This is a genomic window from Burkholderia sp. E168m15, from assembly GCF_016586105.1.
GTDB lineage: Bacteria > Pseudomonadota > Gammaproteobacteria > Burkholderiales > Burkholderiaceae > Burkholderia > Burkholderia orbicola.
In genome coordinates this window covers 135,528-149,150 of record NZ_BCPO01000167.1, presented here as the reverse complement: position 1 = coordinate 149,150, position 13,623 = coordinate 135,528, and the positions used below count along the sequence as shown (strand labels likewise).

The following is a 13,623-nucleotide window of genomic DNA, read 5'->3' as shown; positions in this document are numbered from 1 at the left end:
AACTAGCTCCTCAAACGAGTGGCCATGTGCGCAAGCAGCGGTTCGCGATGGCTATCGAGAAAGAAATGCGCGCCGTCGAACCCGACCAGCTCGCATCCGGATGTAGTGAAGCCGCGCCAGCCGGCCACGCTGGCCTCGCTGTCGATCGGATCGGCGTGGCCGTAGTAGACATGCAGCGGTACGTCGAGCGGCGTGCGGTGCCAGTTGCCCCACAGCTCCGCGAGCCGCATGTCGGCGCGCATGATCGGCAGCATCAGGTTCATCAGCCGTTCATCTTCGAGCACCTCGGTCGGCGTGCCGCCCATGGTGCGCAACGCGGCGCGGAACGCCGGCTCCGGCAGTTCGTGCAGGTAAGGCCGCGCCTGCGGACTGTCGGGGCTGCGGCAACCGCCGATGAACAGCCCCCGGCAGGTGCCCGGCGGCAGCACCGGGCGCATCCGCTGCGCGATCTCGTAGGCGAGACGGCCGCCGAAGCTGTGCCCGAACAGCGCGTGCGGCTCGCCGAGATACGGCGCGAGCGCGCTCGCGCAATCCTCGACGAGCGCGGGCCATTCGCCGTACAGCGGCTCGCGCAGGCGCATGCCGCGGCCGGGCAGGCGCACCGCCACCAGCTCGACATCCGGGGCGAGGTACTCGACCCAGTTGCGGAACAGGTCGGCGCTGCCGCCCGCATAGGCGAAACAGATCAACCGCAGCCGGGGAGCGGCCACGGGGCGCGGAACCAGGCACCACCGTGCCTGGGCCGCGCCGGCTTGCACCTGCGTCACGAGGTGCGCGTTTCGCTGTGTTGCGCGATGTGGCTCGCGATGTCGGACAGGCGGCTCTGCTCGAACAGCGCCTCCGGGGTCAGCGCATCCTCGCCGAAGCGCTCTTCCACGCGCGAAAGCAGCTTGACCGCGGTGATGGAGGTGCCGCCCGCCGCGAAGAAGTCGCTGTCGGCGTTCTCGACCCGCAGGCCCAATGCACCGCAGGCCTCGACCAGCCACGCCTCGATGTCGGTGATATCGTTGCGATTGCTCATGGTGTTTAGTGCTCCTGCCGGGTTAGTTGGCCTGGAAACGGAAGCCGTTGACGTTCTCGGTGACGAAACGGTTGTGACCGAAGGCGTCCTGGCCCGCGACCTGCACGCAGCCGAACTTGTCGAGACTGGCGCTGCCGCCGAATTCTTCCAGCGTGTTGGAATACGGATAGACGCGCACCGAGTTGGGCAGATAGCGCGCGGCGAAGCCCAGCCGCATCTTGTCGGTCAGCCCGCTGTGCGGATGCGACGCGTGCATGAGCGTCGACCAGAAGATGATGAACTGGCCCTGGCGCATGACCATCGACTTGGCCTGGCTCTCGTCCGGGCTCCAGTTCGGGTCCTTCTGCAGCTGCCGGTAGTCGTAGCCGAAGAAGCCGCGGCGCACGCCCTGTTTTTCCCGGTTGTTGATGGCGTCCTCGCGATATTCCATGACCTTCGATTCGTCGTAGTTCATGGTGCGATGCGTGCCGGGAATGAACTGCAGGCAGCCGTTCTCGATGGTGGCGTCGGTAAACGCCGACCAGACCGTGATGGTTCCGCCGAACTGCGCATCCTCCGGCCACACGATCTGCGGGTGCTTGGAGCCGGCCACGTTGGAGAAGTTGTCGGCCTGATGCCAGTCCGTGCCCTCGTCGCCCGGATACTTCGGGAAGAACTCCGAGCGCCAGCACAGTACGTCCGGGCCGAGGATGCTCGCGACCCGGTCGGTGATTTCCGGGCGCGTGATGTGCGAGGCCAGGAAGTCGACATCGAGATGGCGATCGTAATTGGCCAGATTGGTGACGCCTGAAATCGATTTTTCCTGGCTGTAGATGGCCTTTTTGGTGTTCAGCAGCTTGGGGCGCAGCGCCTGAAGGTTGGCTTCCATCTGGTCGCTGGGATAAAGATCGAACGGCCCGATATAGCCGTTGCGATGAAAATCTGCCAATTCTTGCTGGCTCAAAGCAAACCTGGTACTACGTACCTCGATAGTATTGTTCATGGTTATTTTTACGGCCCTCGAAAGATAGAACTGCATTGCTCGACTGCGACATCAAAAAGCGAATATCTTTTATTGTTGTTACGTTTTTGTTTTTAATCCGGGAGTTTGATTCGCGCTGCGGCATGCATGTCGCAAGCCGCAGGCGATACAGCTGCTCAGCCCTGCAGGGCCGGCTTGGCGTGGCTCATGCCGAACTTGATCGGCGCGCCGCGCGGTTTCTTCTGCTCGATTTCCATTTGATCGATAATATCGCGAAATTCGATTTGATGGTCGGCCATTTCGCCCATCAAGAGCGCGATTACCGCGAGGTGGGACGGCACCACACCTTTTTGTGAATAATTGGTGATTGAATTTTCATTCATCTTCACCAGGCTCGCGAATTCCCGTACGGTCAGCCGCGCGCGTTTGAGCTGATCGCGGAATTCGAAATACGTCATTACGGACACAACGGCTCTCCTTCAAAAAGCTCCGGGGTTTTGCCTGAACAAATCCGCCCTGCACGATTTCTCGATTCCGCGATCCCGGGCAACGGCCCGCTTACATCTTCACCTGGTCGAGGAACGTCTTCTTGCCCGCCTTGTAGACGTACAGCGAGATCACGCCATGCGCGAGATCGCCATGCGAATCGAACTGGGTTTCACCGACCACGCCGTGATAGTCGGTCGGCGGCATCTGCGCGAGGATCTTGGCGGGGTCGGTGGATTTCGCCCGCTTCATCGCATCGACGATGATGTACACGGCGTCATAGGCGAACGGCGCGTCGTATTCGACTACCTGTCCGAAGCGCTTCTTGTATTTCGCCTGGAACGCCTCGCCGCCCGGCATCGTCTGGATCGCCGCGCCGGCCTGCGAGCACACCACGTTCTCGGTCGCATCGCCGGCGAGATTGGCCAACGATTCCGTGCAGACGCCATCGCCCGTGAAGACGCGTGCGCGCAGGCCGAGCTGCTTGGCTTGCTTGGCGAACGGGCCGCCGGTCGAATCCGAGCCGCCGTACATGATCGCGTCAGGCGTCTCGCCCTTGATCTTGGTGAGTACCGAGCGGAAGTCGATGGCCTTGTCGCTGGTGGCATCGTGCGACAGCACGGTGATGCCCAGCTCCTTCGCGCGCTTCTCGAATTCGTTTGCCAGGCCCTGGCCGTAGGCGGTCGAATCGTCGACGATCGCCACACGATGGATGTTGCCCAGCTTCTTCGCATAGTTCGCCAGCGCCGGGCCTTGCTGCGCGTCGGTGGCCACGACCCGGAAGGTGGTCTTGAAGCCCTGCTGCGTGTAGACCGGATTGGTCGAGGACGGGGAGATCTGCGTGATGCCGGCTTCGCTGTAGATCTTCGAGGCCGGGATCGACGTACCCGAGTTCAGGTGACCGACCACGGCCACCACCTTGTCGTCGACGAGCTTCTGGGCCACTTGCGTGGCCGTGCGCGGATCGGCTGCGTCATCCTGTGCGTCGAGCTGCAACGTGACGGAATGCCCGCCGATCGTCAGGCCTTTCGCGTTGATTTCCTCCACCGCGAGGCGCGCGCCGTTTTCGTTGTCTTTACCAAGATGCGCGATCCCGCCGGTCAACGGCTCGACGCTGCCGATCTTCACGACTATCGGGTCTGCACTCGCTGCCGTCGCGGCGGCAAGCGCCAACACCGAAAGCGTGGCGTTCAGCGAAAGCTTGAATGCGCTGGATAAATTTGCTCGTTTCAAGTGCGGCTCTCCTGCGAGTGTGGTTGAGAACTTCCCGTCATGGTGCAGGACGACGGCGTGCAACACCGCAAATCGTCTTATGTATCCATATTATGTATTTTGGATACATTGGTAGCATATCGGTGCCAAGATACAATTGGCAAGTCAAAAAAATCAAGCCGGAGGTATGCATTGCGACCCCCAAACACGCTGGTCGCGGAAGCGATTCGCGAGGACATCCTGCGGGGAGAATTGCCGCCTGGAACGCCGCTGATCCAGGAGAACCTCTCGGTCAGATATGGTGTGAGCCGGATCCCGATCCGGGAGGCGCTGGTGCGCCTGGAAGCCGACGGGCTCGCCCGGCAGGAAGGCAAGCGCGGCCTGACGGTGGCGCCGCTGCATGCCACCGAGGCCGAGGACTTGTGGATGATGCGTTCGCGCCTGGAGCCGCTCGCGCTCGAAATGGCGTTTCCGTTCCTGACCAAGAGCGTGCTGGGCGAAGCGGAGGACCTGATCGACAAGGTCGAACACCTCGGCAACGATCCCGCGAAACAGAGCCAGGCGAACTGGCTGTTCCACCGCACGCTTTACGAGAAGGGCAACCGCCGGCGCCTGCTGGTCACGCTCGACGGGCTGCATTTGCAGGCGGAAAGGTACTTGCGGTTCCAGTACGACGTGATGAGCCACAGCCGCGACAGCCGCACCGAGCACATGGCCATCCTCGACGCGCTGCGTGCCCGCGACCTGGAGACGGCCTGCCAGGGCCTCGTGCGGCACATCGAGGACGCCGGGCGCAAGCTGGTCACGGCGTTGCGCAACGTGCCCATCGCGGAGGCGTAGGCTTTCGCCGCATGGGCCTCGCCGACTGAACCGATGCCGGCGATGCCGGTTGGCGGCAGCCGGCGAGATCACTGACAATATGCCGCTGTAAAAAATGAGAGAGGGTGCGGTATGCGCTGGATCGGTAAGACGCTCGCGGTGATCTCGGGCATGGCGGTCGTCGGTATCGCGTGTGTTCAAGCCGCCCCCAGCGAAACCGCATTCCCGCGCTTCACCCAGGCCCAAGGCAAGCTCGATGCCGACGGGCTCCCGCTGTCCGGCGTGAAGCTCTGCGTGCTTCCCGACCATGCGCCGTGCTTCGAGATGCCGCCGACGCTTGTCCCCGGTTCCGCCAAGGAGCTGTATCAGTTCGGTCTGAATCCGCGGTCCGAACGATTGCCGATTGCATCCGGCGGCTCGTGGGTGTTTTTAGCCGGAACGTTTTCAGGCGGCGGCAGCGGCATGCTGGAGCGCGTGGCCGTCCTGCGTGTCGGCGCGAACGGCAAGATCGAGAACCTGATGCCGATCGTCACCGAAACGGAGATGGCCGATCGCGCGATGTGGAACTTGCCGGCGGTGTCGCCGTATCCGCTGTTCGTCCGGGCCGACTATGTGTGGGGCAAGGGCGAGGATCATTTCGGCAAGCACTTCTTCGACGTCGACGCATGGGCGTTCGATCCCGCCGCCAATCAATACGCGAAGCGCTTTTCCTACCGGACGAGCCAGCGCTACGACAGGGGCGAGGGCGCGGACCACGTGCTGAGCGCCGAGCGTGCGGAAATCCTGCGCCGCCTCGCCGCCGCCCGGTAGCGCGTTATCGCTGCGCGTCCCCGTAAGTCTCCTTGCACACCGCGCGTAGCGCGTCGACGAGCAAATCCCGCGCGGGCGACCGCGAATCGGCGGAGCGCGTGAACAGCGCAATGGGCGGCAGCGTCCACACCAGCGAATACGGCACGATCGCCACGCCGGCGATCCGCACCAGTTCCTCCGCGATATCGGCCGGCACGATCGAGACGGCTTCGTCGCTCGACGCGATCATTTCGCCGATCAGCTTCGACGAGTAGCTTTCGACGATCGGCACGGGCGGCGCGATGCCGGCCGACAGGAACAGGTCGGTCACCTGTTCGCGCATCGGCGTATGCGGCGCGCCGAGAATCCAGTCGAGCGCGTGCAGCTTGTGCCAGTCGAGCGGCGTGCGGGCGAGCTTCGCCGCCAGCCGCCGGCTCGCGATCATGCGCGGCTGCTGCTGATACAGCACTTCGAACGAAACCTGCCCGAGATCGATCGCCGACGACGCGCGCCCGATCACAATATCGACACTGTGATCCTTGAGTTGCAGCAGCAGCTGATCGCTGGTGCCTTCGTGAATCGTCACGGTCAGGCGCCGCTCCATGCGCGCCTGCAGCCGCTTCAGCGCGGCCGACAGCATCTGGCCGGAGATGAACGGAATCACGCCGATGTGCAGATGGGCCGCATGCCCGGCGGCAACGGCCTCCATCTCGCGGGCGAGGTGGTCGAGATCCTTGATCATCGCCTTCGCGCGCTCGAGCACGACCGCGCCGAGCGCCGTGGGCCGCATGCCGCGCGACGAGCGCTCGAACAGCGGCGTGCCGAACATGCTCTCCAGTTCGGACAGCGCGTTCGTCACGGCCGGCTGGCTGCTCGCCATGTGCTCGGCGACCCGCGTCAGCGAGCCGTGCTGCTGGATCTGCAGCAACAGCACCAGATGCCGGATCTTCAGACGCGCGCCGAGCCGCCTGACCACGTCGTTTGCATCAAAATTCATTGACTGGTCATGCATTCATCATGAAAAAGTGATGGGCCGATATTAAAACAGAATCATCACGTTATGGCAGATCCCTAGAATCCTCTTCATGGATCGCGCCGGGACTGGCCTGGCGCCCACGCCGAGACCCAGAACATGAAACAGACAGAGACACAGCAGCAGGCCGCGTTCGACTATCACGAGTTTCCGACGCCCGGGAAAATCTCGGTCGTGGCGAGCAAGCCGCTGGTGACCCAGCGCGACCTGGCGCTGGCCTATACGCCCGGCGTGGCGAGCGTGTGCGAGTCGATCGCCGCCGATCCGCTGCAGGCGCACCGCTTCACGAGCCGCGGCAACCTGGTCGGCGTGATCACGAACGGCACCGCCGTGCTCGGTCTCGGCAATATCGGCCCGCTCGCATCGAAGCCGGTCATGGAAGGCAAGGCCGTCCTGTTCAAGAAGTTCGCCGGGATCGACGTGTTCGACATCGAGATCAACGAGACCGACCCGGACAAGCTGGTCGACATCATCGCCGGCCTCGAACCCACGTTCGGCGGCATCAACCTCGAGGACATCAAGGCGCCGGAATGCTTCACCGTCGAGCAGAAGCTGCGCGAACGCATGAAGATTCCCGTCTTCCACGACGATCAGCACGGCACGGCCATTACCGTGTCGGCCGCGTTCATCAACGGGCTGAAGGTCGTCGGGAAGTCCATCAAGGAAGTGAAGGTCGTGACGTCGGGCGCCGGCGCGGCCGCGCTGGCGTGCCTGGACTTGCTGGTCGACCTCGGGCTGCCGGTGGAAAACGTCTGGGTGACCGACATCGAAGGCGTCGTCTATCGCGGCCGTACCACGCTGATGGACCCGGCCAAGTCGCGTTTCGCGCAGGAAACCGACGCGCGCAAGCTTGCCGAAGTGATCGGTGGCGCGGATGTGTTCCTCGGCCTGTCGGTCGGCGGCATCCTTACGGCGGAGATGCTGAAGGCAATGGCGGCGCGCCCGCTGATTCTCGCGCTGGCCAACCCGACGCCGGAAATCTTCCCGGAACTGGCGCATGAGACGCGCGACGACGTCGTGATCGCGACGGGCCGCTCGGACTACCCGAACCAGGTCAACAACGTGCTGTGTTTCCCGTACATTTTCCGCGGCGCGCTCGATGTGGGCGCGACGACGATCACGCGCGAGATGGAAATTGCCGCGGTGCACGCGATCGCGGGGCTGGCCGAGGAAGAGCAGAACGAAGTCGTTGCGGCGGCCTATGGTGCGTACGACGTGTCGTTCGGCGCGCAATACCTGATTCCGAAGCCGTTCGACCCGCGCCTGATCGTGCGGATCGCGCCGGCCGTGGCGAAGGCGGCGATGGAAGGCGGCGTGGCGACGCGTCCGCTCGCGAATCTCGATGCGTACGTCGAGCAGTTGCAGCAATTCGTCTATCACTCGGGCGCGTTCATGAAGCCGCTGTTCGCGACCGCGCGTCAGCTCGTGCGCGACGGCGGCAAGGCGCGGATCGTGTTCACCGAAGGCGAGGACGAACGCGTGCTGCGGGCGGTGCAGGTGATCGTCGACGAGAAGCTTGCGCGGCCGATTCTGGTCGGTCGCCCGGAGGTGCTGCTGGCGCGCATCGAGCGGTTCGGCCTGCGCCTGCGACTCGGTCAGGATGTCGAAGTGACCAATCCGGAATATGACGAGCGCTTCCCGCAGTACTGGACGAAGTATTGGGAACTGCGCTGCCGCGACGGCATTTCGAAGGAAATGGCGCGCGTGGAAATGCGTCGGCGCCTGACGTTGATCGGCGCGATGATGGTGCAGCTCGGCGACGCGGACGGGATGATCTGCGGGACGGTGGGCGAGTATCACAATCACCTGCGGTTCGTGGACGAAGTGATCGGCAAGAAGCCGGGGGCTTCGACTTACGCGGCGATGAACATCCTGTTGCTCGATCAGCGGACGGTCGCGCTGGTGGATACGCACGTGAACGACAACCCCGATGCGGAGCAGATCGCGGAATTCACGATCGCGGCGGCGCGGCAGATGGAATGGCTGAACCTGACGCCGAAGGTGGCGCTGCTGTCGCGGTCGAATTTCGGGTCGGGGAGTGCGGCTTCGGGCGTGAAGATGCGCCGGGCGCTGGAGATCGTGCGCGAGCAGGCGCCGGATATCGAGGCGGATGGCGAGATGCATGGCGACTGTGCGCTCGATGAAGGGCTGCGGGCGAAGCTGCTGCCGATGTCGCCGTTGAAGGGCGCGGCGAATTTGCTGGTTTGTCCGAATGTGGATGCGGGGAATATCGCTTACAACCTGCTCAAGACCGAGGCGGGGAGTAATGTGGCGGTGGGGCCGTTCTTGCTCGGCGTTAATGCTCCCGTGAACATCCTGACTTCGAGCGCGACCGTGCGGCGGATCGTGAATATGGCTGCTTTGACGGTGATCGAGGCGAATCGGGGTGTGACGGGCTGATTGACGTTTGCGAATCGGGCTGACGGTCGATCGTCAGCCCGATTCGGCCATTAGTGCATTGCCAAGGGGACATGTTTGACTGTGCGGTTGGATTGCTGCGCCGGTGCTTGATACATATCTCTGGATGTGGACATGCGTTGCTGTTCCATTCATCGATTGATGGATCGGAGCGAGCGGAATGCACAATGCGATGTTCTGAACTTGGCTCTCGCAGTGGCGGCTATTCGATTTGAGTTAGCGATTTTCGACCGGTAGCCTAGTGCGCAAATCCAGCAGATGAATACTTAGTGAAACGGCATTGGCCATCATCTCCTGAACACGTTCTATTTCAGCTTGGAGTAGTAACATCAGTTCGTCTAGATCGATACGCTGTCCATTGTCGGGATTTTCCCATTTCCTATTTTTCGACAGAGTAATCAATAGGCAACCTGTTCGACTGTTTTCCGGGGCCATGTACTTTTTCACGAGTTGATTGTAGATGGTGTCGCGCAAATCTTTAGCGGACCTTCCGTCTCCAAGTTTTAACTCTATTATTGCTTCATGATCTGATGTGGTTGAGCGTAAACGAATATCTGTCTCCTTCTCATCCGCTGTAACAGCCTCCTGATCGATTTTGTATATCCCGTTAGCAGCATAACTCAGCTCTCGCGCGATTTCCCGGCGCATCACTTTTTCATCTGAGATGCCCGCCCATGCCTCTCTTGGCGAAGTGTCACGCAGCAGAAGGTCGTCGAGATCCGACAAGCGATCTTTCAAAACGGCGAACATCGCTTCGTTCGTCGACGCAGGGGCTTCGCCTGTCTTATCAAGCGAAATTGCCTGCATATCATTAAACGCAATGGAGTCTATCTCTTGTGCCCAATGCTCCTCTGCGACGGAGATAATCCGATCCCTGAAATGCGCGCACAGGGGATCGTTGGACATTTCGAGTTTCGCTGCCCATCCGTCTTCTCCTTTGGCGTCCAATAGTGCTCCGACGACCTCGTTTCGCGCACGCTCGGCATGATCTCGAACGTCGGGCGAGTAGCTACCCTCGTGTGTAGCATCGTCATTTGGCCGAACATGGTGATACGAGAGACGAAGTAGCCGCAAGAGCAAGCTTGGAGTGAAAACCTCGTCTCGCAAGCTAATCGAATCAATGCGGTCTCCGAATAGTACGCTAAACCACGTAACAGCCTCTGAATGCGGTCCCGGCTCGATTGTGCGCAAGCGATTTTCCAGTTCCGCTACCCCAATTTCTGGATCTATCCGTATGACTGTCGCCAACCAGACGAAATTGAATTGAATTGGCAAATCATTCTGCAATCTCTGCCGTGCGATGGAAAAAAGCTGCATGCGCATCTTCTCGTCGCCTCGTTCCAGGATTACACCGATTACCTGGCGTAGTCTTTGGACGGCCGCTGTGCTTTCATGATTGTCAGTCAAACAATCGCCTCGCTCTTCCAACCAAGACATCAGTCGTGGAAGGTAAAGACGGGAAGACTGTGCGTAGCTGATGCTTTGTAGTAGCAGGGATTGAGCCCCCTTTGCTTTGGGGCTCAACTCCCAGGTGAGCTCTTGGCCGATTATGGTGTCTACTGCATGCGAATGGGCGTCGATAAGGCTATCTAGCCATGCGGGTAAGCCATTAATTTCGACGAGCGCAAATCGCGCAGCGAGCCTAGCTTCCTCTTCGGTAAGTTGTCGGGCCCAACCCGGATCCTCCGCTTCGGCATAAATTGCGGCGAGCCCGAGCTGCCACCGAACAAGATACGTGTTGCGTTGGTCTGCTGGTCGCTCGCTTGCACATGTCGGAGACTCTGCGCGCCAGATATTCATCAAGATACGGCGTAAGCGATCTGCTGTTTCCTTGCCGAAATGTTCTTCGATAAGACGTCGATTCCACCCGGACTCTTGACCGGCTGCTCCATCTTGGCTCATCGCTCGCCAAAGATTCCAGGCTGTGTTCCAACTACGTTCATCCGAGAAAGCGCTCTCCGGATTCTGAGAAACCTCGCGCCAGAAAAGGATCCAACTCGCACGGTTTTTTGCTGCCGTTCGGTCACGTTGCCTTTTCCGCTCAATACTCCGCGCCTCCATGCGCTCCAGTTCCTTGTTATTCTTTGGCAGTTTTCTGCGCTCGGCAATTACGTCGAGAAGTTCTGTTTGGTCTGCAACCAGTTGCTCCAGTTCTGAAAGATGGTGCTGCCATTGTCCTTCGTCTGGCGAAAGGCGCAGCGCAGCCTGCAAAACCAAAGCACGGTCAGCCGTCGAACGTTCGGTGTTGGCAAGAGTCATTTTTATCCACGGCAAGTCTCTGGCGACTGTCAATCTAACGCTGCTATCGTGATATATGATTTCTACCAGACGGTTCCACGGATCCGTGATAACGCGAAGCGACTGAATAAGTTTGTCTGTAGCCCAAAACAGCTTCTCATTGTCTTGAGCCTCAAAAAGATTAATATGATTCAGAAGGGCTTTATGGGATTCATCGCTGCTATGCGCTTGATCGTGGAGGCGCGTGGAAAGAACGCACGCATCTAGCCACTGCTCGTCTTTGTTTGTACCTATTCCACGCACACAAACCGATGCAAGTACGTCGCTGAGATTTTCTCGGTTGCTAATCAGGTGCGACCACTCCTTGTGCCAACTGAGTCCGTCAGACACAAGTTCAACCAATCCGTCACGGAGTGACACAAGTTGTGACTGATCGAGTTGGGCGTTCTCAACCAGTCGTGACAACTGCGGGCTCAAGTCGTTGATGTCGCGCTTACCCTGCTTCAACCTCGCCAATGTCTTGCACAGCTGTTCAATGGAGATATCGCGTGGGAACAGTCGAACGATGGCCGCGCGTGCGATCTTATCCGGCCAAGTTTCAACGTCGTTAGCGACGGCGTGAGCGATCTCCGGCAGCCGTGGTTCCTCGAGTGCCACCATCGCGTCGAGCGCGATTGTCCGCTCTGTCGAGTCAGCGTTCGGATCACACGCACATTGGTAAGCCACGTTGGCACATTGGACGAGCTGCCCCGCTTCAATAAGATAGAGCAGTGTCAGTCTCACATCAGGATTCTCGACCCCTTGGCTCCATATTTGGGTAACCTCACTCGCAAGTTCTGGTGATGCAAAGCGATGAATCTGAATATGGGGAACCTGCCGTCCCCGCCAGCCGCCTTTGCCATAACGCTCGACATACGCCCGGAGTGCTTGAATACGCTGCATTGGGGTGAGCGTTTCGGGATCTCCTTCGTTGAGTAAGACAGCGGGATCGTTATCGCGCAATATCTCGAATATTGCGTCGTCCCCGAGCGCAAGCCAGCCGGCGACGGGCCGCTTCGATGGACGGACAATTACCTTGCCCCTGGTCTCCGCAAACAGTAGCCGTTTCAAGGCACGGAGAGGCATTCCCGCCTCGCGAAGCTCGCGAAGGCGTTGCGCTGCTAGATATTCGGCGACGGAGCGATGATGAAAACGCACACGACCATAAGATGCAAAACCAAACAATGGTCTCTCGAGAAGGGCCTTTCGCTCGCTGGGACTCCAGTCAGGAAGAATGATCGAAGGGTTGAGCGCTGCTTCATTGTGGATATCATCAGAGGCAGCGTTGTGTCTCACTGTCAGACGTCGGGTCATAAGCATCGCCAAGGCGAGCCGGCTAGCGCCCACCATCGCTTTTTCCACAGACAGTTCCGCAGGTTCAGGCCGGTCATCTCTGGGTTGCAATTTGATCCGCACATTTGCAGCAACTTGATCGTAATGAGTTCGAATGCGCTTATGCTCACGCCAGTCACAACATAGTTCGATCAGATCTTGTGGGCGTCGTGCAAATTCTTGTGCGTTTCGCCGACGCAAGTCTTCCAATAAGATGTCAGGGTTTGTGACTCCCTGGTCGCACGCAAATTTCACAATTTGCGCATCAGAAAGTGGCATAAGTGCAACTGTCCGCCATTCTGGAGCCTTCTCGGTTTTATTGTTTTTCTGTTCGACCCGCATTGCAATCATCGCAAACTCATCTTCACTCGGTTTCGCAGTGGATGTCGGAGGAATTGGTAGCAAGCTGCGAACGAGATCGCTGTCAAATGCGACAGGGCGTGTCGTGATGACTATTCGAGCGCGCCCCAGGTTGCCAGCGATGCCTTTCTTAAAGCGTTTTAACGCACGTTCAAATGACCCTAGACTCAGTTGTAGTTCGTCTATCGAGTCCAAGAAAAAAGTCGCGACATCCGATTGAGACGAAAGCCAAGTGTTGAGCCGATTCTCTTCTTCATCATCCAGTAGGGTGCGCAGTTCGCTGGTTGCAAGGCTCGCCAGCTCAACAAAAAAGGTAGGCTCCCCAGCCGCCGATAGACGTTGAGCTTGGGCACGACACTCATAGGTCTTGCCGGCCCCGGCCTCCGATATTAGCAACACACGCCACGACTGCAAAAGATCGTTCCACGATAATCCTCGTGACCAACCCAAACTCATCAAGAACGGTTGCTTGTCGGCGTCGGTGATTTTCCCCTCGGGGATATTCTGAAAAATTCGTTCGATCATATGCCACTTAGGTTAGTCGATTGGCGATGCGTATGAGGCCCTGCCGCTTCATGGAATTCGTAGTATTTGTGCCGTTGCCAACATACCCGTCGCATATTTCTGTTCAGCAAAGTGTACTCGCTCGGGCATGCTGATCGCTAATCTCTGTTCGCTGATCTCAAAGGTCGATATTGGACGAGCGCGATGACGCTGGCTGTGGTCGATGGCTATCTCAACGCGATACGGGAGTGTCTTCGCCCCCTCCCGCATCGAAGGCGTCCGCGTGGCGAATTCGCAGGTTTTGCGAGCAAACGGCGTTTGTACGAAGAGGCGCTGTACGGCATTGCACCTGGTACGCCGCCCGACATGTTTTTCACGAATCGGGCAGGGTTGCGCGGCCTCTATCTCGGA

10 protein-coding genes are annotated in these 13,623 nt (G+C 59.6%); 3 read left to right on the top strand and 7 right to left on the bottom strand.

Features of this window, described 5'->3' with window-relative positions; translation table 11 throughout:
* Positions 1 to 2: 2 nt before the first annotated feature.
* The 5 genes from JMF86_RS25155 to JMF86_RS25135 all read right to left on the bottom strand — a co-directional run bounded on the left by JMF86_RS25155 (position 3) and on the right by JMF86_RS25135 (position 3,662).
* On the bottom strand, positions 3 to 710 hold the full coding sequence (locus JMF86_RS25155) for a thioesterase II family protein (RefSeq protein WP_227745917.1): 708 nt from the start codon (positions 708 to 710) through the stop codon (positions 3 to 5).
* 53 nt (positions 711 to 763) lie between these two features.
* The gene (locus JMF86_RS25150) at positions 764 to 1,021 is read right to left on the bottom strand and encodes a phosphopantetheine-binding protein (protein WP_011694533.1); all 258 of its coding nucleotides are present in this window, start codon (positions 1,019 to 1,021) and stop codon (positions 764 to 766) included.
* 22 nt (positions 1,022 to 1,043) lie between these two features.
* Entirely contained in the window at positions 1,044 to 2,003 is a 960-nt protein-coding gene (locus JMF86_RS25145) for a chlorinating enzyme (protein ID WP_041489632.1), read from the bottom strand.
* Between the two features lie 155 nt (positions 2,004 to 2,158).
* Complete coding sequence (locus JMF86_RS25140; RefSeq protein ID WP_011694535.1) at positions 2,159 to 2,440, bottom strand: hypothetical protein; 282 nt, start codon at positions 2,438 to 2,440, stop codon at positions 2,159 to 2,161.
* Positions 2,441 to 2,540: 100 nt separating this feature from the next.
* Entirely contained in the window at positions 2,541 to 3,662 is a 1,122-nt protein-coding gene (locus JMF86_RS25135) for a branched-chain amino acid ABC transporter substrate-binding protein (RefSeq protein ID WP_227745930.1), read from the bottom strand.
* Between the two features lie 210 nt (positions 3,663 to 3,872).
* On the opposite strand from JMF86_RS25135, the gene JMF86_RS25130 reads away from it, so the two are divergent.
* A complete protein-coding gene (locus JMF86_RS25130; protein WP_011694537.1) occupies positions 3,873 to 4,520 on the top strand; it encodes a GntR family transcriptional regulator in 648 nt (215 codons plus the stop codon).
* Between the two features lie 111 nt (positions 4,521 to 4,631).
* Positions 4,632 to 5,309 (top strand): hypothetical protein, encoded by a 678-nt coding sequence (locus JMF86_RS25125; protein WP_011694538.1) that lies wholly within the window; start codon positions 4,632 to 4,634, stop codon positions 5,307 to 5,309.
* A 4-nt stretch (positions 5,310 to 5,313) separates the two neighbouring features.
* On the opposite strand, the gene JMF86_RS25120 is transcribed toward JMF86_RS25125, so the two are convergent.
* Positions 5,314 to 6,285 (bottom strand): LysR substrate-binding domain-containing protein, encoded by a 972-nt coding sequence (locus tag JMF86_RS25120; protein WP_006495747.1) that lies wholly within the window; start codon positions 6,283 to 6,285, stop codon positions 5,314 to 5,316.
* A gap of 135 nt (positions 6,286 to 6,420) precedes the next feature.
* Between JMF86_RS25120 and JMF86_RS25115 the strand changes: the two genes are divergently transcribed.
* The gene (locus JMF86_RS25115; protein ID WP_011694539.1) at positions 6,421 to 8,721 is read left to right on the top strand and encodes an NADP-dependent malic enzyme; all 2,301 of its coding nucleotides are present in this window, start codon (positions 6,421 to 6,423) and stop codon (positions 8,719 to 8,721) included.
* A gap of 234 nt (positions 8,722 to 8,955) precedes the next feature.
* On the opposite strand, the gene JMF86_RS25110 is transcribed toward JMF86_RS25115, so the two are convergent.
* On the bottom strand, positions 8,956 to 13,233 hold the full coding sequence (locus JMF86_RS25110) for an NACHT domain-containing NTPase (protein ID WP_011694540.1): 4,278 nt from the start codon (positions 13,231 to 13,233) through the stop codon (positions 8,956 to 8,958).
* Positions 13,234 to 13,623 lie beyond the last annotated feature (390 nt).

Excerpts from the sequence above, each read along its gene's own strand:
- JMF86_RS25150 (WP_011694533.1), bottom strand. The coding sequence starts at position 1,021 with ATGAGCAATCGCAACGATATCACCGACATCGAGGCGTGGCTGGTCGAG.
- JMF86_RS25115 (WP_011694539.1), top strand. The coding sequence starts at position 6,421 with ATGAAACAGACAGAGACACAGCAGCAGGCCGCGTTCGACTATCACGAG.
- JMF86_RS25120 (WP_006495747.1), bottom strand. The coding sequence starts at position 6,285 with ATGAATTTTGATGCAAACGACGTGGTCAGGCGGCTCGGCGCGCGTCTG.
- JMF86_RS25140 (WP_011694535.1), bottom strand. The coding sequence starts at position 2,440 with ATGACGTATTTCGAATTCCGCGATCAGCTCAAACGCGCGCGGCTGACC.
- JMF86_RS25145 (WP_041489632.1), bottom strand. The coding sequence starts at position 2,003 with ATGAACAATACTATCGAGGTACGTAGTACCAGGTTTGCTTTGAGCCAG.
- JMF86_RS25125 (WP_011694538.1), top strand. The coding sequence starts at position 4,632 with ATGCGCTGGATCGGTAAGACGCTCGCGGTGATCTCGGGCATGGCGGTC.
- JMF86_RS25110 (WP_011694540.1), bottom strand. The coding sequence starts at position 13,233 with ATGATCGAACGAATTTTTCAGAATATCCCCGAGGGGAAAATCACCGAC.